This window comes from Acinetobacter sp. YH12142, from assembly GCF_013418435.1.
GTDB lineage: Bacteria > Pseudomonadota > Gammaproteobacteria > Pseudomonadales > Moraxellaceae > Acinetobacter > Acinetobacter amyesii.
In genome coordinates this window covers 116,911-141,325 of record NZ_VPCB01000003.1, presented here as the reverse complement: position 1 = coordinate 141,325, position 24,415 = coordinate 116,911, and the positions used below count along the sequence as shown (strand labels likewise).

Sequence of the window (24,415 nt, the reverse complement as noted above, 5' to 3'; positions counted from 1 at the left end):
TCCAAAAAATCGACCATTTTTCATGCTCCTCACTTGGCACAGTTTCTGCTTTTCTATCGATATTACGAAATAAATGTTTTGTATTACTCAAACAGGAGATGCATATGAACCGACATCAATCTGCAACATTTCTGCATCAATTAAAGCAGTTTTTTATTGAGCTACTGAGCGCCCGCGCGGGTTTCTATATTCAGCAAAAAAAATAAGGAAAAACAGTGCCTAAACAAAAGCTGGCGCGTATCAGTATTACAGTGCCTGAAAAAACAGTCGATGCTTTGGATCAAAAAATTGTCGATCAGCATTATGAAAGCCGTTCTCAGGCCATTGTAGACATGATCAATAAGCATCTGATTGCCGATCAGGAGCAGCGCAACGAAGTGATGGTTGGCACATTTACCTTACTTTATGACGCAAGTAGTACGGCGCTACGTATTCAGCTTTTAGATTTACAGCAGCAGTTTTTAGAACAAGTAGTGAGCTCGCTGCATATTCAACTCGATGACCACAAAATTTTAGAAGTCATGATTCTGCAAGGCGTCAGTTCAGAGCTCAAAGTTATCAGTCAGCATTTTTCAGCACTTAAGGGTGTGATTAAAGGACATTTGGAGTTGATGGACGCTGTGATGCCGCCAATTCCGCAAAATGCAAAGAATTAAGGAGTTTTAAAATGGGCCAATTATATCGATCGCAAGGTCAGTTTAAAGACCGAATCACAGACCAACAGCAAGCACATGCTAATGCAGGTAACCAAAGACCAAATCGTGCAAAGCACAATGCTCAATCTGTCAGCAATCCGAATACACCATCGTTTTTGTACACCAATACCAAATTTAACTGTAATGCCATCGGGGAAATCACACTATGATCAAAAAAGCCTGCTTATCTGCATCCGTTGTGACTGCTATCTTACTAGTTGGTTGTGACAATACAGCAAAAACTCCAGAACCAAATGCTCAGGCAGAAAGCACAGTCAATACAAAAGCCATTACGATCGGGTATAGTGACTGGCCTGGTTTTGTCGCATGGCAAGTTGCTATCGAAAAAGGCTGGTTGAAAGAAGCCGGCGTCAATGTAGACTTTAAATGGTTTGATTATTCAGCTTCACTATCTGCATTTGCGGCAAATCAGTTGGATGCTGTTTTAGTCACCAATGGTGACAACTTAGTCACAGGTTCTGGCGGCACAAAAGGCGTCATGATTATGGCGACGGACTATTCTGCGGGTAATGATGTCATCATTGCTAAAGATGGCATCAATAGCTTAACTGATTTAAAAGGAAAAAGTGTCGCAACAGAAAAAGGCTTGGTTGATCATTTGCTTTTGGCGACGGCTTTGGATGATGCAAAAATTCAAGCTTCTGAAGTGAAGTTGGTCAATACCATGACCAATGAGCTGCCACAAGTATTTGCAAGTCCTGATATTGCAGCGATTGCCGTGTGGCAACCGGTCGCAAATCAAGCTTTGAAAGCGGTAGCAGGTTCTAAAATCATTTATACATCGAAAGATAAACCCGGTCTGATTTACGACACATTAACCGTCAACATGACGCATTTATCTGCCAACAAAGAAGAATGGAAAAAAATCATTCAAGTTTGGGATAAAACGGTTAAATACATCAATGACCCTGCAACGCATGCCGATGCAGTGAAAATCATGTCGACCCGTGTTGGCGTTGATCCTGCACAATATGAACAGTTTATTGGAGGGACACATTTACTGGATTTAGCTGCCAATAAACAAGTCTTTAAAAAAGGAACTGGTTTTGACTCGATTTATGGTTCTAGTTACCACGTGAATAAATTTAATGTTGGCAATGGCATTTATAAAACTGAAATGGATGTGGATGGATCAATATATCCAGCTTTGGTTGAAGAACTGAAATAAGTTGAAATATAGCTAAAAAAAAGCCCTGAATGGTGTAAATACTTCAGGGCTTAACAACATCAAATTAATATCAGTGAAAAATAACGAAGAGTAGAACTTAAGCTTCTTCATCCATCGCATTGGAATAAAACTTCACCCCTAATTTGATTCGGTCACGGCCTTGGCTCATGCGCCAGCGATTGGTATCGCGCAGTGAATAGACACAGCCGCAGTATTCCTGCTGATAAAATTCTTCTTTTTTACTGATTTCCAGCATACGTACAGCACCGCCATTTTTACGCCAGTTATAGTCCCAATAGGTTATTCCGTCATAATGTGAAGCTGAACGATGCCCGCAGTCATTAATCTGCTGCATATTTTTCCAGCGTGAAATACCCAATGAACTGCTGATTAGGCTAAAGCCATGTTCTGCCGCATATAATGCAGTACGTTCAAAGCGCATATCAAAACACATGGTACAGCGGAGGCCTTTTTCAGGCTCATTTTCATAGCTTTAGCGCGAGCAAACCAATTGTCTGTGTCGTAATCACAGTCGATAAACGGAATATTGTGTTTTTCTGCAAAGCGGATATTTTCCTCTTTACGGATTTCATATTCTTTCACAGGATGAATATTGGGATTGTAAAAGAAAATTGAAAAATCGATACCTGATCCAATTAATGTTTCCATGACTTCGCCAAAGCATGGTGCACAGCAAGAGTGGAGTAAAAGCTTGTCATGACCTACTGGGAGAGTCAGTGTCTGAGGTTCTAATTTATTAGACATGATTTTAAGAAGGTATAAGTATAAACCGAATATTTTAGCGATTCCTTAACATACCAAAGCTCGAATATGCTGATTTTTTCTAAGTACAAGTTGAGTCATATTCAGTATATTGACTAAAAAGCTGAAACGACATGAATATATGCTTATTTCATATTTTGTTTATCTATTTATGGCAAGGTTTAAGAACTTTATAGCTCAGGACAAAAGTATATTAGTGTTACAGATTCAATATTAAAACAATTAGTGATTTGATCTTTTTTCATTTTAAAGTTAGAAAAATTCACCCTAATGAATAAATCGCTAAATTTTGAGAGTGGAGATTTTGAGCCAATCTGTACGATTCTACACATTTCAGATGTGTGTTTGAATGAAAAAATTTTCATTGAATTTTTTTTAAGCCCTTATTTATATTAAATAAAATTTAAATGCTACCTGGGTGGCAGTTTTTTTATCGCCAGTTGAATGATGCATAGTTGAAGAAAATTCATTGTATTTAAATCTTAAACATGAATTTATCTCACTTTGAGTTGAGGTTAAATCATTTTTATTCATCTTAAGTTTCACGTATAAATTACTTCATACAGAAATTTTGATTATTTTTAATTTTAGGGTAGTGAATCTCCATGAGTCATAAATTTGCATGTTCAATCAAACGTATCCGCTTTGATGAAAACTATAAACCAGCTGACAATACACGTCTAACAACGAACTTTGCCAATTTGGCACGTGGTGAACACCGTGAAGAGAATCTGCGCCGTACTTTGGCAATGATTAATAACCGTTTCAATAGTTTAGCTACTTGTGACAACCCAAATGCAGATCGTTATTCACTTGAAATTGACATCATTTCGGCTGAACTCGATGTGGAAGGCAATGGTCAAACTTTCCCATTTATTGAAACTTTAAAGAGCACCATCATCGACCATAAAACCAATGAACGCATTGAAGGCATGATCGGCAACAGTTTTTCATCTTATGTGCGTGATTATGATTTCAGCGTGGTATTGCCTGAGCTGGGCTGTAAGTTCAATGAAAAACCAGAAGATTTTGGCGATTTACACGGCAAGCTATATCAACACTTGATCAATTCAGACGTATTCAAAGCTGAATTTAAAAAGCAGCCTGTCATCTGTTTAAGTGTTTCAACCACTAAAACTTATTACCGTACTGCAAATGTGCATCCGATCTTAGGTGTGGAATACACCAATGATGACTGCTCACGTACCGATGACTATTTTGCAAAAATGGGCTTAAGCGTTCGTTACTTCAAACCTGAAAATGCGACTGCGCCATTGGCATTCTATTCAGCAAATAACTTGCTGAGCGACTATACAGATTTCGAGTTGATCAGCGCGATCAGCACCATGGAAAGCTTCCAAAAAATCTATCGTCCTGAAATTTATAACACCAATGCGGCAGCTGGTTTGGTGTATCAGCCAAGCTTAAGCTTCGGAGATTACTCATTAACCCGTATTGTGTATGACCGTGTTGAACGTGGTCAGTTAGCCGTTAAACAGGGCAAATGGACAGAAGAGAACTTTATCCAGCCATATAAAGACATTCTGAATGAGTGGGCGGCTAATTATAGTATTGAAAATGCAGACGCAGCTTAATTTTAAATCACGAGTGATTTAAAGCAGCTGTTTTAAAGAATATGTTTCATGCATCAGTTAATTTTTGATCAATATTTATTTCATAAAGAAATTTCCCTCTCCTTTTAAGGAGAGGGTTAGGGAGAGGATTTATATGAAAAGTGCCCTCATCCTCTTGCGGAGCATGCTCCTCATCCCATAGGGAGAAGGGACTTTCAATATGAATTTAATAATCAATTGATGACATTTTGTTTTTGCGAAATTTAGAATATAGAGATAGAAGATCGAATATGGCCATTTTACTCCCAACTTCAACTGCTGGCAGCTTACCTAAACCATCTTGGCTGGCTGAACCTGAAAAATTGTGGTCAGCATGGAAACTTGAAGGCGAAGAATTATTAGATGCAAAACGTGATGCGTTGAAATTATCTTTGCATGAACAAATCCATGCAGGCATTGATATTGTCAGTGATGGTGAACAAACCCGTCAGCATTTTGTGACCACATTTATTGAACATCTTGAAGGGGTAGATTTCGAAAAGCGTGAAACGATGCGTATTCGTAATCGTTATGATGCAAGTGTACCGTCTGTGGTGGGCGAAGTATCGCGTAAGAAAGCAGTGTTTGTTGATGATGCAAAATTCTTACGCAGCCAAACCAATCAGCCGATCAAATGGGCTTTGCCAGGCCCGATGACGATGATTGATACTTTGTATGATGGTCATTACAAGAGCCGTGAAAAATTGGCTTGGGAATTTGCTAAAATCCTGAATCAAGAAGCTTTAGAGCTTGAAGCGGCAGGCGTAGATATCATTCAATTTGATGAGCCTGCGTTTAACGTATTTTTTGATGAAGTCAATGACTGGGGTATTGCGACATTAGAGCGTGCGCTTGAAGGTTTGAAATGCGAAACAGCCGTTCATATTTGCTATGGTTATGGCATTAAAGCCAATACCGATTGGAAACAAAGCTTGGGTAATGAATGGCGCCAATACGAAGAATCATTCCCGAAACTGCAGCAATCTAAGCTCGATATCATCTCGCTTGAATGCCAAAACTCTCGTGTACCGATGGATTTAATCGAACTCATCCGCGGTAAAAAAGTGATGGTTGGCGCCATTGATGTAGCAACCAATCAGGTTGAAACAGCAGAAGAAGTAGCAAATACATTACGCAAAGCGCTTCAGTTTGTAGATGCCGACAAGCTATATCCTTCAACAAACTGCGGTATGGCGCCTTTACCTCGCCAAGTGGCGCAAGGCAAACTAAATGCGTTAAGCGCAGGCGCTGCCATTATTCGCCAAGAATTGACCGCATAAATTCGAGCTGACTCGGTTTCATGTAAGGGCAATAAGGAAATTAAATTTGCTATTGCCCAAACCTGAGAAAGAGATAAGCCATATAGACCATTGAGATTGAAGAGATGATTGAAGCAACTGATTTTAGAAATGCAATGTCTTTATTGACGACTGCAGTCAACGTGATTACGACTGAGGGTGAAGCAGGCATGCATGGATTTACAGCATCAGCAGTATGCAGTGTGACAGATACACCGCCAACTTTGCTGGTTTGTATGAATCAATCCTCTCGTTCTCATGCGCATTTTCTTGAAAATAAAGTTCTGTCTGTCAATGTTTTGGGCGCACAGCATGAACACATTTCCAATGCATTTGCTTCAAGCAAATTAAACTCTGAAGAGCGTTTTAAATTGGGTTCTTGGACTGTATTAGAAACAGGTTCACCAATATTAAAAGATGCTTTAGTTAGTTTTGACTGTCAGATTGAACAGATTCAAGAAGTGGGTACGCACAGTGTGTTTATGTGCCGTGTGGTTGCAATCAAGCAAAGTCAGCAGGAGGAAAGTTTGGTGTATTTCAACCGTGCTTATCATGCTGTGGGTCAAGTGGAGTTGGCTTAAACCAGTCAACTTCTTCAATACATCTCTTTAAAAGTATCTATTTCGTGGAACTCATTACTTTCTTAATTATTGGCGCATTTGCTGGTTTTGCTGCAGGGCTGTTTGGCGTTGGCGGCGGTACCATCATTGTGCCATTGCTCTATATTGTTTTTAGCCAAATGGGCTATAGCCCCGATGTGATTATGCATTTGGCGCTCGGCACATCTTTGGCTACGATTGTTGTGACATCGATCAGCTCCTTGATGGCGCACAATAAAAATGGTGCTGTGATTTGGCCTGTATTTAAAAATTTAGCTCCGTCTATGGCGATTGGTTGTTTTGCAGGCGCGGGTATTGCAGGCTGGCTGTCAGGCTTACATCTGCAAATGATTGTCGGTGTGTTTTTACTTTGGGTGGCTTATACCATGTTTATGGGTGCAAAAAAGCCAGTCGATCCAAATAAAACACTACCATCTACAGCTAAACAAATTGCAGCAGGTTCGGGTATCGGCGTTGCATCGGCCATCTTCGGGATTGGCGGCGGCAGTATTACGGTACCGTATTTAACGGCAAATGGCGTGGTGATGCAAAAAGCGGTCGGGACGTCTGCGGCTTGCGGTTTACCCATTGCCATTGCTGGTGCATTAGGCTTTATGTTTTTTGGTATGCAACAGCAAGTTGAAATTCCAAATACCATTGGCTTTATTCATATCTATGCCTTTTTGGGCATTAGTGTGATGAGTTTCTTTACGGCTAAATATGGCGCGAAAACTGCGCATGCGCTTTCACCAGCAGTACTGAAAAAATGTTTTGCTGTGCTGTTATGTATTGTTGGATGCTTTTTTCTAGTGAAAGGCATTTTATAGAAGCCGACTGATCACAGTTAATTCATTCGAAACATATGCTCTAGTGTGCAACAGCAAGCTAGAGCATTTTTATCTATAGCAATTTAAGTCTTTAAAATTTCAGAGATATTATTTAAAAACTTCATTTTAAAACTGACATTTCAAAGCTCTGTGCTTTTAGAAAAAACATTAATAATCACAATACCCAATAAAATAAAGGCCAAACCAATCATGGCAGGCAGGTCTAAATTTTGTTTAAACACAATCCAGCCCACACAAGAAATCAGTACAATGCCTGCAGCAGACCACATGGCGTAGGCCAATCCCATTGGAATCGATTTAAAGGTCAAACCTAAAAAGAAGAGTGCAATGGCATAGCCCAATACGGTAAAAATAATCGGTACTAGTTCAGTAAAGCCATTGCTGGCTTTTAAGGCGGACGTGGCAATCACTTCAGCAATGATTGCGATGAGCAAATATATAAACGACATTGATTTCCTATAGACATTCTACGGCATGGTACAAGAGGTGCTGTTTTTCATTTTGCAACCAATCTGTACTTTCTGTCGTGGTATCAGTGCGACGCTGAAATGCATAATGTGGAACATAAATATCCACCTCGAACATCAGCTGTATTGCTTGACCATTAATAATGACGTTTTGCATTAAATGTGTTTCATCAATAACTTTGAAATGATCAAAGTTAAGTGGTTGATCTTGCTGAGATGAAGTCGTTGTATAGTGCTTATGCAGACCATCTACAGCGATGGATACTTCAAAGCTTTCAATCACCGTTTCATACATAGTAGGTGCAGATGATATATCGATGCTGGCAACAGTTTGCTGATCTGTAGGTAAACGACTCAGTGCAAAGGCCACATGCTTATCACAAATAATTAAACCGCCATCCATCTGCAATGGCTGATGGCTTTCTACATCTAAAGCTGACTTCAAGCGCAGGCCTAAAAATAACCCTTCATGCACTTGTTGACGCCAGTCTTCGACATACGCATTGCTTGGAGAGAATTCTAAAATACAGTTGCCAATCGCATGTAGTTTTGCAGGTTCTGGCCATTGCACATGATTTTGATAATTTGAGTGTGCTTTAACGTCCCAAGACAATAATTGTTGTTTAGCATCCCATAGGGTGTTACCAATCCAGCCTTGACGCTCATTCACTGGCGTATTTTCTTGGCTTTTTAAACGTAGATCGATGGTGAAACTACGTGACTGAAACCAATACACAATGGTCTTTTCATCCGTCAAACCATTTGAAAAACTAATGCTTTTACGGCGAAAAGCACCATATAAATAGTCTGGAATAGGACCTGAAACCTCTTGGCTGGCTGGAAGTTGTGCTAAAGCCTGAAATAGATTCATGCGCTTGCTCCTTGTGCTTCTGTATTTTCATCCATACCAAATGATGACAATGGCACAGCATTTCTAAGACTTAGCTCTCCTGAAGCGATACGTTTTTTGAGATAACTAAAGGTTTGCGCGGTTTGATTAAATAAATGTTCACCACCAATTAAGGGCTGATATTTAGGCGCTTCAGTTGAATGTACTGGCTCAATGATCGTGTCGTAATTGCAGGCGCAGAATAAGGGGAAAGAGTAGCGTTCTTCAGAGACTTTTTTAACACGGTGTTTGGTGGCCAAATATTTGCCATTCGACAAAATTTCCATCATGTCGCCAATATTCATCACCAAGGTATTTTCAATCAATGGAATATCCATCCATTCACCTTGTTTATTTAGTACCTGCAAACCTGGTGCAGTCGGTAAGAGCAGTGTAAAGCACTCATAATCTGTATGCGCGCCAATACCTTCGGCATCTTTCACTTCAGGGTTATACGGATAATGAATTAGACGCAGTTGGCTGGTCGGATGGGTAATTTTGCGCTCAAAAAAATGCTCATCTACATTCAAAGCTAAAGCAAAGGCCTGAAAAATCTGCTCACTAATACTGCGTAAATGGTGGTAATAATCACTGACTGTACTTTTAAATGTGGCATCATCTGGCCATAAAGTAGGGCCAATTAAAGGAAATGCCTTAGTTTCGCCGTGGTAATCATAATTGACGTCATAGGCTTCTTTTAAGTCATAGCTGTTGCCTGCAAATTGTTCTTCACCAATTGGCACATAGCCACTATGATTTTTCGACAGCCCAATATAGTGTTGCATTTTACTGGCGGTATCTTGTTGGAAATAGCGCTTTGCCACCTGAATCAATGATGTCGCAAAATCAAAATTGAACTGATCACCTTTTAAATATAGAAAACCAACATCTTTACAGGCTTGATCCAACGCGGTTGCCACCTCTAAGCGTTCTGACAGTACCGTGCTTTGCATTTTTGAAATATCTACAAGTGGCAAAACATAAGATTCATTCATCTTCAATTCCTATAAAGTTGGCCGTCCAACGCTGTAGTACATCATTTAGGCCGTCCTAAAGATGAAGAGGGATTAATCCAGTTATTTTTGCGTACTGACTTGAGTCATACGCGGAATTTTCGGTAGGTTTTCCATCGCTGGGTCGAGCTCGTCTTCCTGCGCATGTACCAAGAAATCCACCCGTTCGCGCAGTTGTTTAAATTCAGGACTCAGCATGAGTTCAGGATTACGAGGACGGGGTAAATCGACCTCAATAATTTCTTTAATTTCACCAGGATTGGCTTTGAGCGCCACAATACGATCCGCCAATAAAATGGCTTCATCCATGTCGTGGGTCACAAAAATGATGGTGATATCAATGTTTTGCCAAAGATCCATTAAATGTTTTTGCATTTTTTGACGGGTATGCGGGTCAAGCGCGCCAAACGGCTCATCCATCAATAATATTTTGGGTTCATTGACCAATGCGCGGGCAATAGCAATGCGCTGTTTCATTCCGCCAGACAGCTGATGCGGGTACTGATCTTGGTATTTTTCTAGACCAATAATATCAATCCATTCGCGGGCGCTGGATTCAGCCGAAGCATTGCTGGCACCTTTCATTAAAGGGCCAAACATTACATTTTCTTTGACCGTTTTCCATGGAAAAAGCGTGTAGCCTTGAAACACCATGCCACGCTCAGGGCTTGGGCCTTCAATGGCTTGTCCATCGACCAGCAATTCGCCGCTACTGTAAGGATCAAGCCCAGCCACAATTCGGCTAAAGGTCGATTTACCGCAACCCGATGGGCCAATCACGCAGATAAATTCACGTTTATGAATCTTTAAATCCAACTGATTTAAAATAGTGCGTTTAGTTTTGCCGTGCTTGAAACTTTGTGTAAGTTTTTTTGCTTCTAAAATGACAGGGCGTGCATAAATTGCATCGAAATAAGTGGTGGCATTAAACTCTGTGCTGTTCATTATTTTGCTCCTGCTTTCCATTTAAATAGACGTTGACCGAGTTTCATTAGCACCACATCGCACACCAAACCAATCACCCCAATGATGAGGATCGCGGCATAGACATTGTCAAAGTTTTGGTAACGCGCTTGTTGGGTGATAAACCAGGTAATCCCAGAGGTTGTGCCGATCAGTTCAGATACGATCAGATAGGTCCAAGCCCAGCCGAGTAATACACGCAAGTCGCGGTAAATATCAGGAAGCGCTGCTGGAATCACCACATGAAATAAGCTTTTCAATTTATTGGTGCCCAGCGTAAAACCTGCTTCGATCAGGCCACGGTCAACCATCCGTGTGGTATTGGCAATAATCAGAATTTGCTGAAACAGCGTACCAATCACGATAATGGCGATTTTAGGTGCATCATTAATACCTAAAATCGCAACGGCTAATGCACCAAAAGCAGGAGCGGGCAAGTAGCGGAAAAACTCAACAAAGGGTTCGGTCAGTTGTGATATTTTTTGAGAAAAACCGCAAAGAATACCCAGCGGAATACCGATGAGAGAGGCAATAAAAAATGCGCTGAACACAATTTTAATACTGTGCCATAAGCTTTGATGAAACCATGGGGCATCAGGCTGAGCTGGTGGAGTTATAAAAGCCGTAACTAATGCTTTTGCCACTTCATGCGGTGCAGGTAGATAGATTGGATTGACCAGTTTACCTTGCGGCGGTTCTGCGCCTGCATTGACCGCAGATTGCGCTTCAGCATAAAACACCGCTTTGTCTACACGGCTATCGACCTGAAAATAAGGCACACTGCCAGACTGAGTAATTTGCACCTGCGGATGCCATAAAAATGGCAAATAACTCACTGCACACCAAATGAGCACAGGGATTAAAAATGATCCTAAGCCAAGCAATAGCTTGCTTTTTGGACTGAGCTCTCTTGCGACATAACCCATACTGACCAAGCCCCAATATTACTTTTTTAATAAAACGTAATACTATTAAGCAATTTGAATGCCAAACACATGTATGGCGTGATTTATTGGACTTAAGCCAAGTTAGATAGGCTATAAACAGCAAAAAGCCTGCAAAAGAAGCAGGCAATATTAGTTTTTTTGATCGATACTGATGCCAAAATGTGCTTTTATGGCGCAACCAATTGCAAAAACAGTTTTTTCATTCCTTCACTCGCGCCTGCTTTAATCAATTGATACTGCTCAGGTACACGCTGATAATCTGCTTTCGGGTCGATATAAAATGCACGGCAATTGGCAGGGATTTTGTGAATCAATCCAGCCACAGGATAGACGGCCAGACTCGTGCCAATCACAATAAAAATATCTGCCGTTTGTACACTTAAACTGGCATCTTCATAGGCAGGAACTGCTTCGCCAAACCAGACTACATGTGGCCGTAAAGGATATCCTTCAGGGCATTTGTCGGTGTCTAAGTTTAAATCTGCACCTTCAATGGGAAACAATTCCTGCGTATATTGCGCCTGAGGGCCAGAGCTTTTTGCGTAACGAATATTGCCATGCAGATGCAGTACATTGTGACTGCCTGCACGTTCATGTAGATCATCAATATTTTGTGTGATGACTTGTACATCAAAAAAATCATCGAGTTCAGCAATCAATTTATGCGCTGCATTAGGATCTGCGGCTAAAATATGTTTACGGCGTTCATTATAAAAACGCTGTACTAAAGCTGGATCGCGTGCCCAAGCTTCAGGTGTGGCCACATCTTCAATACGATGCTGCTCCCAAAGACCATCACTGTCACGGAAGGTATTGATGCCGCTTTCTGCGCTCATGCCGGCACCTGAAAACACCACAATTTTTTGCATAGATATTTAGCCTTATATTTTAATTGATGAGTCCAATGCGTACGGTTGCATGTATTGAACGAATAATTCAGCGAATTTACTGTACTCAAAATATAGCGATTACTTCAACTTAGTTGATGCAATTCTTGTAGCACCCAATCGACAAATTTTTGTATTTGTGGTGAACTGTCTTGGCTCGAGTGGACTAAATAATATTTTCGGCTACCGTGCAATTTTTTATTTGATGCAATCACCAATTCTTTTTTTCTCAGTTCTGCTTCAATCAGCATTTGTGGAATGAGAGCCATACCCATGCCATGACTGGCTGCCACAGAAAGCATAGAAAATAGTTCATGTCGCTGACCATCAAATGGTTTGGAATGCTGAAGCTGATGGGCTTGAAACCATTCTTGCCAAATACTTGGACGGGTGGTTTGCTGTAATAAGGGCAATTGAAGTAACTCTTCATCGCTTAAATTAAAACTGTGATCATCGGTCATTTCCGCATCGGGAAAGTTGTTTTCAATCAATTTGGGGGAACAAACGGGAACCACTTCTTCATCCATTAAATAATGCGCTTGAATACCCGGCCAATGCTCAATTTGCTGTTGCGTTCCTGCAAAAATCGCCGCGTCAAAGACATTTTCATTAAACAAAAAAGGTTTGGTACTAGTTTCCAAATGCACGGTAATTTCAGGATGTTGCGCATTTAATTTATGTAATTTTGGCAACAGCCAACGTGTGGCAAAGGTTGGCACAACACCAAGCTTTAAAGTACCGCCCAATCCTTTGTGCGTCATGATATCTGAAGTGCTTTTTTCGATGCCTTGCAAAAATGGTTTAATACTTTTTGCATATTGCTTGCCAGCTTCTGTGAGGTCTACACCGTGACGTGTTCGGCTAAATAGCATGACCCCTAAATATTCTTCAAGCTGTTGAATTTGGCGCGACACGGCACTTTGCGTAATAAATAACTCTTGAGAAGCATGCGTATAACTTGCGTGTTTCGCAGCAGATTCAAAGCAGATTAAGCTTTGCAATGACGGAATATTGCGCCGCATAGATAAAGTCCTTTTTATCGATAGGTATCACAAAATGGCATATAAGAATGATTTTCATATACCACTATAGTCTATAAATAAAGCAATCCGCAGTTCAAATCAGTGGCTAAAGTGCTTAACACGCTGTGAGCCAAGCTTAGGTATGCGAAAGGCGCATATCTACATGCAAATTAATCGTTTGAATGAATCACTTTTCACACATAGCATCGAATAAAACAACGAAAACTTGAAAAAGCAGAGGATGCGATGAATCAAATGGTCAATGTAAAAAAAGCAAAAGTACAATTTAACTGGCAAGACCCGTTTCTTTTGGAACAGCAATTAACTGAAGAAGAACGCATGGTCCGTGATACTGCACATGCTTACTGCCAAGAGCGTTTACAGCCACGTGTACTCGAACAATTTCGACATGAAAAAACTGATGCATCAATTTTCCGAGAAATGGGTGAGCTTGGCTTACTTGGCCCAACGATTCCAGAGCAATACGGCGGCGCAGGTCTAAACTATGTTAGCTATGGATTAGTTGCACGTGAAATTGAATATGTAGATTCTGGCTACCGCTCTATGGCCAGCGTGCAAAGTTCTTTGGTGATGGTGCCAATTAATGAATTTGGCTCTGAAGAGCAAAAACAGAAATACCTGCCAAAGTTGGCAACAGGCGAGTACATTGGCTGTTTCGGCCTGACTGAGCCTGATCATGGCTCTGACCCGGGTAGCATGATTACTCGTGCAAAAAAAGTGGATGGTGGTTACCGTCTAACTGGCGCAAAAATGTGGATTACCAACAGCCCAATTGCCGATGTGTTTGTGGTTTGGGCGAAAGAAGTATCGCCTGAAGGTCATGTAGGAGACATTCGCGGATTTATTTTAGAAAAAGGCTGGGACGGTCTATCAGCGCCTGCGATTCACGGTAAAGTTGGCTTACGTGCATCAATTACCGGTGAAATTGTCATGGACAATGTCTTTGTTCCTGAAGAGAACGCTTTTCCAGAAGTACGTGGTTTAAAAGGCCCATTTACCTGTCTAAACAGTGCACGTTATGGTATCGCTTGGGGCGCAATGGGCGCAGCTGAGTTCTGCTGGCATACAGCGCACCAATACACCATGGACCGTAAACAGTTTGGCCGACCATTGGCAGCGAATCAGTTAATTCAAAAGAAATTGGCGGATATGCAAACTGAGATTGCCTTGGGGCTACAAGCTGCGCTTCGCTTTGGACGTATGAAAGATGAAGGTTTAGCTGCAGTAGAAGGCACATCACTCATTAAACGTAACAACTGTGGCAAGGCTTTAGATATTGCCCGTGTAGCGCGTGACATGATGGGCGGAAATGGTATTTCTGATGAGTTTGGTGTTGCCCGCCATTTGGTTAACCTCGAAGTCGTCAACACTTATGAAGGCACACATGATGTACATGCACTGATTCTAGGTCGTGCGCAAACAGGCATCGCGGCTTTTGGTAACTAATTGAATTATATATCGATAAGGTGCTCTGCATAGAGTGCCTTAGAGACTTTTTATGCAAAAATAAACTTAATCAATAAAGGATTCATCGTGAAACACTCTTGTAACTCTGTGCAATAGCCTGAGCAGTGATGAAATAAAAAGAATAAAAAAGGCAAATGTGCAGACATAGGAATGCCGATGACTCATTTGGGAAAATGAGGAACAAGGAAATGAATAACGAAATGCAAAACGGAGCAGGAACGCTCAAATTGCCTTCTAACGTGGGCACGATGCATCGGATTACCAGCAACACTTGGAAAATGGCCTTTATTTTTGCCTTTATTTCCTTGGTGATTGATGGTGTAGACATCATGTTGCTGTCATTCAGCCTGACCAGTTTAAAGGCTGAATTTGGTTTAAGTACATTTCAAGCTGGAATGCTCGGTAGTTCTTCTTTAGCAGGGATGGCGCTGGGTGGTATTTCGGGTGGATGGGCGTGCGATAAATTCGGCCGTGTGAAAACCATTGCTTGGTCGGTCGTATTTTTCTCGATCATGACCTGTATCTTAGGCTTTACCCAAAGCTATGAACAATTTTTAATTTTACGTTTTATTGGCGCTTTTGGACTGGGTTCTCTTTACATGGCGTGTAATACGCTCATGGCAGAATATGTGCCAACCAAATATCGAACAACGGTACTTGGGACTTTGCAAACCGGTCAAACCGTGGGTTATATCGTTGCAACGCTGCTGGCGGGTGCCATTATTCCAGATCACGGCTGGCGGATGCTATTTTATGTCACCATTATTCCTGCTGCTTTTGCCCTGATCTTTATGCGTTTTGTTCCTGAACCAAAATCTTGGCAGGAAGCAAAAATTGAGCAGCTAAAACGCCGTGAATTAAAACTTGAACCTGTACAGCAGCAAGCTGCAGTCAATCAAAATGCACCTTCTGAAAGTATTTATAAACGTATTTTTGGACACACTAATCATCGCAAAATGTTCTTCTTTTGGATGTCGACCGCTGCATTTCTACAATTCGGTTATTACGGTGTTAACAACTGGATGCCAACGTATCTAGAAACCGAACTCAGCATGAACTTTAAAGCCATGACAGGCTATATGGTAGGTGCATATACCGCCATGATTCTGGGCAAAATTTTAGCCGGCTATGCCGCTGACAAGTTCGGACGTCGTATAACCTTTGTGTTTGGTACGGTAGCCACGGCAGCATTTTTACCGATCATCATTTTCTATAACACACCAACCAACATTGCCTATTTACTCGTAACTTTCGGTTTCCTATACGGTATTCCATACGGTGTAAATGCAACTTATATGGCAGAAAGCTTCTCGACGGATGTACGCGGTACGGCTATTGGCGGTGCTTACAATATGGGACGTTTAGGCGCAGCCATTGCACCAGCAACCATTGGCATGATTGCTGCTGGCGGATCGTTCACCATGGCCTTTATTGTGATGGGTGCTGCTTACTTTATTGCAGGTGTTATTCCAGGCTTGTTCATTCGTGAACGTCAATATGACCCGCAGCAAGCATCACTTTCTTCAGATGCGGAAAAAGAAAAACTTGCAAGTTTAGATACACATGTCGCTGAAGCAGAGCAAAAAGCGTCTGCAAAAACTGCAACAGTTAAATAATTAAAAAGATCTGTGCCATAGCTCAATCCTATGGCACATCTGGAGTGAACTATGGGTGCATTAAAAGGAATTCGTGTATTGGACTTAAGCCGTGTTTTGGCAGGTCCTTGGTGCGGTCAAATATTGGCTGATTTAGGAGCAGAGGTAATCAAAATTGAGCGTCCTAAAGTCGGGGATGATACACGAATGTGGGGACCACCTTGGATGCCAAATCAGCAAGGTCAAGCGACGAAAGAATCAGGCTATTACCAATGTGCGAACCGTAATAAATATTCTGTAGCCATTGATATTGCTAGTGAAGAAGGACAAGTGCTAGTCCGTGAAATTGCCCAAACGGCAGATGTCGTGATTGAAAACTACAAAGCAGGTTCACTGGCCAAATATGGTTTGGACTATGCATCGCTCAGTGCGCTTAATCCAAATATCGTATATTGCTCAATTACAGGTTTTGGTCAGGATGGGCCACGCGCGGAAGAACCGGGCTATGACTTTATTATTCAAGGTATGTCAGGTTTGATGAGTATTACTGGTGAATCTGATGATGTAATCGGTGGAGGCGCACAAAAGGTGGGGGTCGCTGTGGTCGATATTCAGACCGGACTGTACTCAACGATTGCCATTCAGGCGGCATTGTTGGCGCGGCAGCATACAGGCCGTGGTCAATATATTGATATGTCCTTACTAGACGTACAGGTGGCGGCTCTGGCCAATCAAGGCATGAACTATTTGACCTCGGGTAAAGCACCCAAGCGTATGGGAAATAATCACCCGAATATTGTGCCGTATCAAACTTTTAAAGCCAAAGATAAGGAGTTTATTATTGCCTGTGGTAACGACAAGCAATTTAAAGACTTGTGTATTGCGATTGGCTATACAGAACTGTTAGATCAGCCGAACTATTTACGTAATCAAGATCGGGTAAAACACCGTGATGAATTGATTCCATTATTGAGTGCCTTTTTTCTGACTCAAGATGCTCAAGTTTGGGTCGATGCGATTCATGCGGTAAAAGTGCCAGTCGGTGTAATCAACTCTGTAGACGACGCATTAAATGAACCACAAATTCAACACCGTAACATGGTAGTGAATATTCCACATGCTTTAAATCATGATTTTAAAGTGATTGGTTCACCGATGAAATTATCTGATACGCCTGTGGAATACCGTCATGCACCTCCACAGTTAGGGCAGCACACGACAGAAATTTTGTCCCAATATAGAACTGAAGCTGAATTAAATGAATTGGCTGCACAAGGCATCATTGATCAACTCAATCATCCTGCAGCTTAAAATTTCATGGGATTATTCTTCAAACTATTCTTCAATATATGGGCTTAAACGCCTATGTGGAATGAGTGGAGTTAAAAGTTTAGACCGAAGGACTCCAATACTTCGGTCTTTTTCAATATCAATATTCATTTACGGAGTGCTTTTAATGTTAATTTTCTAGATAAAGTATAATTATTCATCAAAGCTTGGGCCTGCAATACGGTCTTTATTTTTTTGTATGAAAGAGATGTCCATACTTTTGCGCCTTGATATTTTTTCTTTAAGCTATAACTTTCAAATTCTGGATTATACACAAACCAATTTCCGCAATGCTGCACGCAATAAGCATTTATATGCCTATTTTTCAAGTCTACTAATTGCACAGAAAGATTTCGATACCATCTCCATTGACGAGAGTATAAGTCTTTATATCCTTAATACGCTGAGTTTTAACATCTGCATAAGAAATCGTAGAACTAAAGCCAATGATTAAACTAAAAAGTAATATTGATCCGTTTTTTATATAGATGAACCATTCTTCTAATTGTCCATTTATTTTAAGAACGGACATTAAATCAAAGCCTTCAAACGAAATAAAGCCCTGCACAATGGCAAGGCTCTATTTTAATAACATTACATTGAATTTGTTCAGCTGCATATTATTGCTGTATAAAATTCTGCAAAGCCTGATTAAATGCATCTGGCTGTTCAATGTTTGAAATATGCGATGCATTAATTTCAAATAATTGGCTATTTGCAATGTGTTCTTGCATAAATTGACCATCTGCAACTGTAGTTACAAGGTCTTGTTGACCTGCAATAATTAATACAGGTACGTGAATAGACGAGATTTCATTGCGTAAATCCGCTTTAGCCAAAGCTTCACAACAACTTGCATAACCTTCTGGGCTGCCAGCTCCGAGGTCGTTACTCAAAGATTGTACAGTTGCCGTGTTACTTTGGATAAAGGGTTCTGTAAACCATCGTGATGCTGCCGTTACTGCAATTGGTTTCAAACCTTGTTGACGGACTAACTGCGCACGTTCATTCCAAGCTGATTCTTGCCCAATTTTTGCAGCGGTATTGCATATAATGACATGGTTAAAGCGTTTAGGATGATGTATTGCAAGCCATTGGCCTGTTAAACCACCCATCGATATTCCACAAAATGCGGCTTGTTGAATACTTAAATGATCCAATAAATGGATGACATCTGTACCCAATTGATCAAGGCTATATGGCCCTTGGGGGGAAGAAGATGCACCATGGCCACGTGTATCATAACAAATGACAAAATAATCCTGCTGCAGCGCCTCTATCTGAGGCTGCCACATGCTGAACTTTGTGCCTAAAGAGTTAGAAAAGACAATCGCAGGTTGTGTGTGGTCACCAAAAGTTGCGTAATTAATCGTTGCATCATTGGATATAAATGTAGGCATGTTTTGAATCCTTAATTTTATAAATCCCCTAAATCCCCCTATAAGAAGGAGGACTTTTATTGAGGATTAAACACGTTCAATAATCAAAGCGATGCCTTGACCGACACCAATGCACATCGAACAGAGGGCATATTGACCTGAAATTGCCTCAAGTTGATTTAACGCAGTCGTCACTAAACGAGCTCCAGATGCACCTAAAGGATGCCCCAAAGCAATAGCGCCACCGTTTGGATTGACATGTTTAGCGCCATCTTCTAAACCTAGTTCACGGGTTACCGCTAAGGCTTGAGCCGCAAAAGCTTCATTCAGCTCGATTACATCCATTTGTTCAAGGCTTAGACCTGTTTGAGCTAATAGCTTTTTGATGGCAGGCGCAGGACCAAAGCCCATGATTTTGGGTTCAACACCCACCACCGTTGCCGCAATAATTTTGGCCCGTGGCTTTAACTTAAATTTGTTAACAGCATCATCTGAAGCGATCAGTAGTGCAGCTGCACCATCATTGATTCCTGAAGCATTGCCCGCAGTTACCGTACCATCTGCTTTCACCACAGGTTTGAGTTTTGCCAAACCTTCTGCTGTCGTCGATGCGCGTGGATGCTCATCTGTATCGACTATCAGTGGGTCGCCTTTACGCTGTGGAATGATTACAGAGATGATTTCTTTCTCAAAAAAACCATTGGCTTGTGCAGCAGCTGTACGGCGCTGACTTTCTAAGGCAAAAGCATCTTGATCAGCACGGTTAATATTGAATTGTTCTGCCACATTTTCAGCGGTTTGAGGCATGGTTTCCACGCCATACATTTGTTTGAGTATTGGATTGATAAAACGCCAGCCCATGGTGGTGTCTTCAATCTTTTGACTACGTCCATAAGCGCTTTCCGATTTACCCATAACAAAGGGCGCACGGGACATACTCTCAACACCGCCGGCAATAATTAAGTCTGCTTCATTTGCTTTAATTGCACGGGCTGCCATCGCAATTGCATCAAGTGATGAACCACAAAGTCGGTTTACAGTTGTAGCAGGAACTTGAAAAGGGACACCTGCAAGTAGCGACGACATTCGTGCAACATTACGGTTATCTTCACCGGCTTGGTTCGCGCAGCCATAAATCACGTCATCAACTGACTCCCAAGCAATACTTGGATTTCGCTGCATCAGTGCCTTGATAGGTAAGGCACCGAGGTCGTCGGTACGCACTGCTGCCAAACCGCCCGCATAGCGACCGAAAGGGGTGCGGATTGCATCAATAATATAGGCATTTTTCATTTTATAAATCCTAAAAACTCAGCTCCTCCCTTTTTAAAGGGAGGTTGGGAGGGATTTACAGGAAGTTAATTTTTGAATATTAATCCTCCCTAAATCCCTCCTTTAATCAAGGAGGGACTTTTTGCTTTATGCTGTCGTATCTATCAGCTTTGCACCGGTCATTGACTGTAATTCGTCAAAGCTCAGACCCTCAACTTTTTCAATCACTTTCATGCCTTCAACTGTTACATCAATGACGCACAAATCTGTGTAAATACGATCGACACATTGCAGGCCTGTCGCAGGGTATGACAATTCAGCAACAATTTTCGGTTCACCTTTTTTGGTCACATGGTCTGTAGTAATAAAGACTTTTTTCGCCCCAACAGCCAAATCCATTGCACCACCTACAGCAGGAATTGCATCTGGCGCACCAGTATGCCAATTTGCTAAGTCACCATTTCGGGCAACCTGAAAAGCGCCTAATACTGCAATATCTAAATGCCCGCCACGCATCATGGCAAAAGAGTCACCATGGTGAAAAAAGCAGCCGCCCGTTTGCATAGTGACAAACTCTTTTCCTGCATTAATTAACTCAGGGTCTTCTTCGCCTTTAGCTGGAGGAGGACCAAAAGCCAAAAGTCCATTTTCTGAATGTAGAAAAACATCTTTATCTGTTGGTAAATAATTTGAAATTTTAGTGGGCAAGCCAATGCCTAAATTGACATAAGCACCATCTGGAATATCTTGTGCAACACGTTCTGCAATTTGATCACGGGTTAATTTGGTATAGCTCATGGTTCTTTCCTCACGTGATTTATGCAGATTGCTCAAGCTGTGCAGGTTGAACAGCCACAACATGTTGTACAAAAATGCCAGGGGTAATAATGTGCTCTGGGTCTAATGCACCAAGTTCAACAACTTCAGAAACCTGAGCAATTGTCACATCTGCTGCCATAGCCATAATGGGGCCAAAGTTACGCGCTGATTTGTTGTAAACCAAGTTGCCCCAGCGGTCGCCCTGATGTGCTTTGATTAAAGCAAAATCAGCTTTAATTGGATTTTCGAGGACGAAATCTTTGCCTTCATAATTGAGTGTAGGTTTGCCTTCTGCCAACAACGTACCAAAACCTGTTGGTGTATAAATTGGACCCAAACCCATGCCTGCCGCCTGGATACGGCAAGCTAAATTACCTTGTGGTACAAGCTCAAGTTCTATTTTTCCTGCACGGTATAATTCATCGAACACCCAAGAGTCCGATTGGCGAGGGAAAGAACAGATCATTTTACGGACAGCACCAGCTTTGAGTAATTTAGCCAGTCCATAGTCACCATTACCTGCATTGTTATTGACGATGATTAGGTCTTTGATCCCAAGTTCTATCAGTCCATCAATCAGTTCAGCAGGCTGACCAGCCGTACCGAAGCCGCCGATCATAATGGTTGATCCATCCTTAATTTGAGACAGTGCTTCTGTTAAGGAAGCGGTACTTTTATCAATCATGCTACGATCCTTCATCAAGAACGATAAAACTATTTACCTGACTAACCACTTCAGCTATACAAGGCAGATAATCTTTTATTTCAAATGTTTACTAACTTAAAAAGCAGATAAATGGATTTCAATCATGTGTTACACAATTGGAATCCAATCACATCAGCTGTCATCACTACGAATAGAAGAGGGATGACGATTTAAAGCCATGACTTCAATATTCATATACGGGTAAAGGGGCAATCCTTGTAAAATGTTGTGTAGCTCTTCATTGCTTTCAACATCAAAAATACTGATATTTGAATATTGACCAGTAATGCGCCAGATATGACGCCATTTGCCTTGACGTTGTAGATCTTGTGAATAAGCCTTTTCTACAGCTTTAATTTCATTGGCTTTTTCGACTGGCATATCTAATGGAATATTGACATCCATGCGTACTTGGAAAAGCATTTCTCACTCCTAGCTAAATGTTATTTGCGACGTAAGTCATCAATTTTGTTTTCATCAATTTCAATCCCTAAACCCGCTGTGGTCGGAATCTTGAGTTCGAAATCTTGATATTGAAGTGGGGTTTTTAAAATTTCTTCAGTTAGCAGCAATGGACCAAAAAGCTCTGTGCCATAAGCTAAATTGTCAAATGTAGAAAATGCATGTGCCGATGCAATAGTGCCCACAGGGCCTTCAAGCATGGTTCCACCATATAAATCGATACCCGCAAGTTTGGCGATTTTAGAAACCTCACAGCCTTCGATTAAACCGCCAGACTGTGCAACTTTGACTGCAAAAACAGAGGCAGAATTGTGCCGCGCAAGTTGATATGCCGTTTGAGGCCCCATCAGTGATTCATCTGCCATAATCCCAATATCAAAACGACGAGTTAAACGGCGCATCGCGTCAATGTTATCGATTGCGCAAGGCTGCTCAATCAGGTCAACACCACCATCTTGTAACAACTGAATGCCTTTAATGGCATCTAATTCAGACCAAGCACGGTTAACATCCACACGGATAGAAATGTCCGCACCTAACGCTTTTTTAATGGCTAAAACATGTTCAACGTCGGCTTCAACGGGGCGTGAACCGATTTTAAGTTTGAAAATATTGTGTCGTTTTGCCGCAATCATTTTTTGTGCTTCGGCAATGTCTTTTTCTGTATTGCCAGACGCAAGTACCCAAAGAACAGGCAAGCTGTCACGTAAACGACCGCCCAATAATTCACTCAAAGGCAGATTTAAACGCTGCGCCAAAATATCGAGTAGAGCCGTTTGAATGGCACATTTAGCAAAGCGATTGCCGTTAATATTACGTTTAATGGCTTGCATGGTTTGAGCTACATTCAAACCAGTGAGGGTTTTCAGTAAAGGACTAAAATAAGTTTCAATATTGGTACGAATGCTTTCAGGGCTTTCTTCACCATAGCCTAGACCACCAATCGTCGTCGCTTCACCCCAACCGATATAACCATCTTCGGTGATGATTTTAATCAAAACAAGGGTTTGCGTTTGCATGGTTGCAACAGCCATCTTGTGCGGACGGACTGTTGGGATTTCCACGAGCAGGGTTTCAATCGACTTATACATCTTGCGTATTTCTTATCTATCCAACTATTTATATACCCTAATTTAATGTAATATCTTTAACTAGAGCGATTTTGGTATTTTTAGATACTTAAAAGGTATATAAATGGAATTAAGGCACTTACGTTACTTTGTCACCGTGGTTGAAGAGCAAAGTATTACCAAGGCAGCAGAAAAATTATGTATTGCTCAGCCGCCTTTGAGCCGCCAAATTCAAAAGCTTGAAGAAGAACTGGGCATTACCTTGTTTGAGCGTGGTTCTAGACCCGTGAAAACCACAGAAGCTGGTATGTTCTTTTATGAGCATGCTGTGCAGATATTGACGCATACCGCCCAGGCCACAACCATGGCACAGCGAATTAATGCCGTTGATAAAACTGTCCGCATTGGTTATGTCAGTTCGCTTTTATACGCATTATTGCCGCAAATTATTTATCTATTTCGACAACGCAACCCAGATATTCATGTTGAACTAATAGAATGTGGCACACGCGACCAGATTGAAGCCTTAAAAACCGGTCGAATTGATATTGGTTTTGGACGACTTCGATTAACCGATCCGTCCATTAAACGTGTTTTATTAAGAAAAGAAGCGCTACGTTTAGCTATTCATAAAAACCATCATTTGGCTGAATTTAAAGACAAAGGCATTTATCTTTCTCAAATTTTAGATGAACCAATTTTTGCCTATCCAACAACACCGAAACCGAATTTTTCCACTCTCATTCAATCGATATTTACCGAATTAGGACTTGTACCTAAACATTTAACCGAAGTGCGTGAAATTCATATGGCTTTGGGCTTGGTGGCGTCAGGAGAGGGCATTTCCCTGATTCCTGAAAGTGCCAGTGATATTGGCATGAAAAATTTGATGTACATCCCAATCTTAGATTTGGAAGCCTATAGTCCAATCTCTTTGTCGGTGCGCAATATGGATCATAGCAATTACATTCCAAAGATACTGGATTGTATTCGTGAAGTCTTTGTTGAAGAAAATATCGATTTACGCGCCATCGATGCAGATGCATAACTAATCAAGGTTTCATGGTCGATGTAACACAAGA

General features: G+C 41.3%; 25 protein-coding genes and 1 pseudogene. 11 read left to right on the top strand and 15 right to left on the bottom strand.

The features are described 5' to 3' along the window. Positions 1-215: 215 nt before the first annotated feature. From FTU77_RS03965 to FTU77_RS03955, 3 genes are read left to right on the top strand one after another with little or no spacing between them, the layout of a single operon-like run. Positions 216-656: a CopG family ribbon-helix-helix protein gene (locus FTU77_RS03965; protein ID WP_078190923.1), complete on the top strand. Its 441-nt coding sequence runs from the start codon at positions 216-218 to the stop codon at positions 654-656. An 11-nt stretch (positions 657-667) separates the two neighbouring features. Beyond that, the gene (locus FTU77_RS03960; RefSeq protein ID WP_180054784.1) at positions 668-865 is read left to right on the top strand and encodes a hypothetical protein; all 198 of its coding nucleotides are present in this window, start codon (positions 668-670) and stop codon (positions 863-865) included. After that, on the top strand, positions 862-1,884 hold the full coding sequence (locus FTU77_RS03955) for an ABC transporter substrate-binding protein (protein ID WP_180054782.1): 1,023 nt from the start codon (positions 862-864) through the stop codon (positions 1,882-1,884). The genes FTU77_RS03960 and FTU77_RS03955 overlap by 4 nt, the downstream gene beginning before the upstream one ends. 97 nt (positions 1,885-1,981) lie before the next feature. Here the strand turns inward: FTU77_RS03955 and FTU77_RS03950 are convergent. Next, positions 1,982-2,649: pseudogene (locus tag FTU77_RS03950) on the bottom strand (epoxyqueuosine reductase QueH). 623 nt (positions 2,650-3,272) lie between these two features. Between FTU77_RS03950 and FTU77_RS03945 the strand changes: the two are divergent. From FTU77_RS03945 to FTU77_RS03930, 4 genes are all read left to right on the top strand, one after another. Further along, positions 3,273-4,262 carry a putative oxygenase MesX gene (locus FTU77_RS03945; RefSeq protein ID WP_180054780.1) on the top strand — a complete coding sequence of 330 codons (990 nt, stop codon included), beginning with the start codon at positions 3,273-3,275 and terminating at the stop codon, positions 4,260-4,262. Positions 4,263-4,531: 269 nt separating this feature from the next. Further along, entirely contained in the window at positions 4,532-5,560 is a 1,029-nt protein-coding gene (locus tag FTU77_RS03940) for a methionine synthase (protein ID WP_180048945.1), read from the top strand. Positions 5,561-5,664: 104 nt separating this feature from the next. Then, the gene (locus tag FTU77_RS03935) at positions 5,665-6,159 is read left to right on the top strand and encodes a flavin reductase (RefSeq protein ID WP_180021806.1); all 495 of its coding nucleotides are present in this window, start codon (positions 5,665-5,667) and stop codon (positions 6,157-6,159) included. A 44-nt stretch (positions 6,160-6,203) separates the two neighbouring features. Beyond that, positions 6,204-7,004 (top strand): sulfite exporter TauE/SafE family protein, encoded by an 801-nt coding sequence (locus FTU77_RS03930; RefSeq protein ID WP_180021809.1) that lies wholly within the window; start codon positions 6,204-6,206, stop codon positions 7,002-7,004. Positions 7,005-7,144: 140 nt separating this feature from the next. Here FTU77_RS03930 and FTU77_RS03925 read toward each other — a convergent pair whose 3' ends face one another. From FTU77_RS03925 to FTU77_RS03895, 7 genes are all read right to left on the bottom strand, one after another. Further along, a complete protein-coding gene (locus tag FTU77_RS03925) occupies positions 7,145-7,474 on the bottom strand; it encodes a multidrug efflux SMR transporter (RefSeq protein ID WP_168377505.1) in 330 nt (109 codons plus the stop codon). Positions 7,475-7,481: 7 nt separating this feature from the next. Next, positions 7,482-8,363: a hypothetical protein gene (locus FTU77_RS03920; protein WP_180021811.1), complete on the bottom strand. Its 882-nt coding sequence runs from the start codon at positions 8,361-8,363 to the stop codon at positions 7,482-7,484. Next, positions 8,360-9,376 (bottom strand): isopenicillin N synthase family oxygenase, encoded by a 1,017-nt coding sequence (locus FTU77_RS03915; protein ID WP_180054777.1) that lies wholly within the window; start codon positions 9,374-9,376, stop codon positions 8,360-8,362. The genes FTU77_RS03920 and FTU77_RS03915 overlap by 4 nt, the downstream gene beginning before the upstream one ends. Positions 9,377-9,457: 81 nt before the next feature. Beyond that, positions 9,458-10,339 (bottom strand): ABC transporter ATP-binding protein, encoded by an 882-nt coding sequence (locus FTU77_RS03910; RefSeq protein ID WP_180054775.1) that lies wholly within the window; start codon positions 10,337-10,339, stop codon positions 9,458-9,460. Continuing rightward, positions 10,339-11,283 (bottom strand): ABC transporter permease, encoded by a 945-nt coding sequence (locus FTU77_RS03905; protein ID WP_180054773.1) that lies wholly within the window; start codon positions 11,281-11,283, stop codon positions 10,339-10,341. The genes FTU77_RS03910 and FTU77_RS03905 overlap by 1 nt, the downstream gene beginning before the upstream one ends. Before the next feature lie 188 nt (positions 11,284-11,471). Further along, positions 11,472-12,173 carry an NAD-dependent deacylase gene (locus tag FTU77_RS03900; protein ID WP_180054771.1) on the bottom strand — a complete coding sequence of 234 codons (702 nt, stop codon included), beginning with the start codon at positions 12,171-12,173 and terminating at the stop codon, positions 11,472-11,474. 104 nt (positions 12,174-12,277) lie between these two features. Beyond that, positions 12,278-13,213, bottom strand: coding sequence for a LysR substrate-binding domain-containing protein (locus FTU77_RS03895; RefSeq protein WP_180054769.1), 936 nt, complete (start codon positions 13,211-13,213; stop codon positions 12,278-12,280). A 246-nt stretch (positions 13,214-13,459) separates the two neighbouring features. Here FTU77_RS03895 and FTU77_RS03890 point away from each other — a divergent pair, with 246 nt between their 5' ends. From FTU77_RS03890 to FTU77_RS03880, 3 genes are all read left to right on the top strand, one after another. After that, a complete protein-coding gene (locus FTU77_RS03890) occupies positions 13,460-14,680 on the top strand; it encodes an acyl-CoA dehydrogenase (RefSeq protein ID WP_180054767.1) in 1,221 nt (406 codons plus the stop codon). A 209-nt stretch (positions 14,681-14,889) separates the two neighbouring features. After that, the gene (locus FTU77_RS03885; protein ID WP_180054765.1) at positions 14,890-16,317 is read left to right on the top strand and encodes an MFS transporter; all 1,428 of its coding nucleotides are present in this window, start codon (positions 14,890-14,892) and stop codon (positions 16,315-16,317) included. A gap of 51 nt (positions 16,318-16,368) precedes the next feature. Next, positions 16,369-17,607 (top strand): CaiB/BaiF CoA-transferase family protein, encoded by a 1,239-nt coding sequence (locus tag FTU77_RS03880; RefSeq protein WP_180054763.1) that lies wholly within the window; start codon positions 16,369-16,371, stop codon positions 17,605-17,607. A 125-nt stretch (positions 17,608-17,732) separates the two neighbouring features. Here the strand turns inward: FTU77_RS03880 and FTU77_RS15950 are convergent, their stop codons facing one another. The 7 genes from FTU77_RS15950 to FTU77_RS03845 form a co-directional block, all read right to left on the bottom strand. Then, on the bottom strand, positions 17,733-17,969 hold the full coding sequence (locus FTU77_RS15950; protein WP_257222993.1) for a hypothetical protein: 237 nt from the start codon (positions 17,967-17,969) through the stop codon (positions 17,733-17,735). Between the two features lie 276 nt (positions 17,970-18,245). Then, a complete protein-coding gene (pcaD, locus tag FTU77_RS03870) occupies positions 18,246-19,025 on the bottom strand; it encodes a 3-oxoadipate enol-lactonase (RefSeq protein WP_180054761.1) in 780 nt (259 codons plus the stop codon). Between the two features lie 66 nt (positions 19,026-19,091). Then, positions 19,092-20,297 carry a 3-oxoadipyl-CoA thiolase gene (gene pcaF / locus FTU77_RS03865; RefSeq protein WP_180054759.1) on the bottom strand — a complete coding sequence of 402 codons (1,206 nt, stop codon included), beginning with the start codon at positions 20,295-20,297 and terminating at the stop codon, positions 19,092-19,094. A gap of 126 nt (positions 20,298-20,423) precedes the next feature. Continuing rightward, positions 20,424-21,074 (bottom strand): 3-oxoacid CoA-transferase subunit B, encoded by a 651-nt coding sequence (locus FTU77_RS03860; protein ID WP_180026995.1) that lies wholly within the window; start codon positions 21,072-21,074, stop codon positions 20,424-20,426. Positions 21,075-21,093: 19 nt separating this feature from the next. Further along, on the bottom strand, positions 21,094-21,780 hold the full coding sequence (locus FTU77_RS03855; protein WP_078193765.1) for a 3-oxoacid CoA-transferase subunit A: 687 nt from the start codon (positions 21,778-21,780) through the stop codon (positions 21,094-21,096). 153 nt (positions 21,781-21,933) lie between these two features. Next, positions 21,934-22,224 carry a muconolactone Delta-isomerase gene (gene catC / locus FTU77_RS03850; RefSeq protein WP_180009435.1) on the bottom strand — a complete coding sequence of 97 codons (291 nt, stop codon included), beginning with the start codon at positions 22,222-22,224 and terminating at the stop codon, positions 21,934-21,936. 20 nt (positions 22,225-22,244) lie between these two features. After that, positions 22,245-23,354, bottom strand: a complete 1,110-nt coding sequence (locus FTU77_RS03845; RefSeq protein WP_180054757.1) for a muconate/chloromuconate family cycloisomerase — start codon at positions 23,352-23,354, stop codon at positions 22,245-22,247. A gap of 103 nt (positions 23,355-23,457) precedes the next feature. Between FTU77_RS03845 and catM the strand changes: the two genes are divergently transcribed. Continuing rightward, positions 23,458-24,381, top strand: a complete 924-nt coding sequence (gene catM, locus FTU77_RS03840; protein ID WP_180023667.1) for a cis,cis-muconate-binding transcription regulator CatM — start codon at positions 23,458-23,460, stop codon at positions 24,379-24,381. Positions 24,382-24,415 lie beyond the last annotated feature (34 nt).

Coding starts and splice junctions, on each gene's coding strand:
- FTU77_RS03960 (WP_180054784.1), top strand. CDS start 668: ATGGGCCAATTATATCGATCGCAAGGTCAGTTTAAAGACCGAATCACA.
- FTU77_RS03955 (WP_180054782.1), top strand. CDS start 862: ATGATCAAAAAAGCCTGCTTATCTGCATCCGTTGTGACTGCTATCTTA.
- FTU77_RS03945 (WP_180054780.1), top strand. CDS start 3,273: ATGAGTCATAAATTTGCATGTTCAATCAAACGTATCCGCTTTGATGAA.
- FTU77_RS03940 (WP_180048945.1), top strand. CDS start 4,532: ATGGCCATTTTACTCCCAACTTCAACTGCTGGCAGCTTACCTAAACCA.
- FTU77_RS03935 (WP_180021806.1), top strand. CDS start 5,665: ATGATTGAAGCAACTGATTTTAGAAATGCAATGTCTTTATTGACGACT.
- FTU77_RS03925 (WP_168377505.1), bottom strand. CDS start 7,474: ATGTCGTTTATATATTTGCTCATCGCAATCATTGCTGAAGTGATTGCC.
- FTU77_RS03920 (WP_180021811.1), bottom strand. CDS start 8,363: ATGAATCTATTTCAGGCTTTAGCACAACTTCCAGCCAGCCAAGAGGTT.
- FTU77_RS03915 (WP_180054777.1), bottom strand. CDS start 9,376: ATGAATGAATCTTATGTTTTGCCACTTGTAGATATTTCAAAAATGCAA.
- FTU77_RS03910 (WP_180054775.1), bottom strand. CDS start 10,339: ATGAACAGCACAGAGTTTAATGCCACCACTTATTTCGATGCAATTTAT.
- FTU77_RS03905 (WP_180054773.1), bottom strand. CDS start 11,283: ATGGGTTATGTCGCAAGAGAGCTCAGTCCAAAAAGCAAGCTATTGCTT.
- FTU77_RS03900 (WP_180054771.1), bottom strand. CDS start 12,173: ATGCAAAAAATTGTGGTGTTTTCAGGTGCCGGCATGAGCGCAGAAAGC.
- FTU77_RS03895 (WP_180054769.1), bottom strand. CDS start 13,213: ATGCGGCGCAATATTCCGTCATTGCAAAGCTTAATCTGCTTTGAATCT.
- FTU77_RS03890 (WP_180054767.1), top strand. CDS start 13,460: ATGAATCAAATGGTCAATGTAAAAAAAGCAAAAGTACAATTTAACTGG.
- FTU77_RS03885 (WP_180054765.1), top strand. CDS start 14,890: ATGAATAACGAAATGCAAAACGGAGCAGGAACGCTCAAATTGCCTTCT.
- FTU77_RS03880 (WP_180054763.1), top strand. CDS start 16,369: ATGGGTGCATTAAAAGGAATTCGTGTATTGGACTTAAGCCGTGTTTTG.
- pcaD (WP_180054761.1), bottom strand. CDS start 19,025: ATGCCTACATTTATATCCAATGATGCAACGATTAATTACGCAACTTTT.
- pcaF (WP_180054759.1), bottom strand. CDS start 20,297: ATGAAAAATGCCTATATTATTGATGCAATCCGCACCCCTTTCGGTCGC.
- FTU77_RS03860 (WP_180026995.1), bottom strand. CDS start 21,074: ATGAGCTATACCAAATTAACCCGTGATCAAATTGCAGAACGTGTTGCA.
- FTU77_RS03855 (WP_078193765.1), bottom strand. CDS start 21,780: ATGATTGATAAAAGTACCGCTTCCTTAACAGAAGCACTGTCTCAAATT.
- catC (WP_180009435.1), bottom strand. CDS start 22,224: ATGCTTTTCCAAGTACGCATGGATGTCAATATTCCATTAGATATGCCA.
- FTU77_RS03845 (WP_180054757.1), bottom strand. CDS start 23,354: ATGTATAAGTCGATTGAAACCCTGCTCGTGGAAATCCCAACAGTCCGT.
- catM (WP_180023667.1), top strand. CDS start 23,458: ATGGAATTAAGGCACTTACGTTACTTTGTCACCGTGGTTGAAGAGCAA.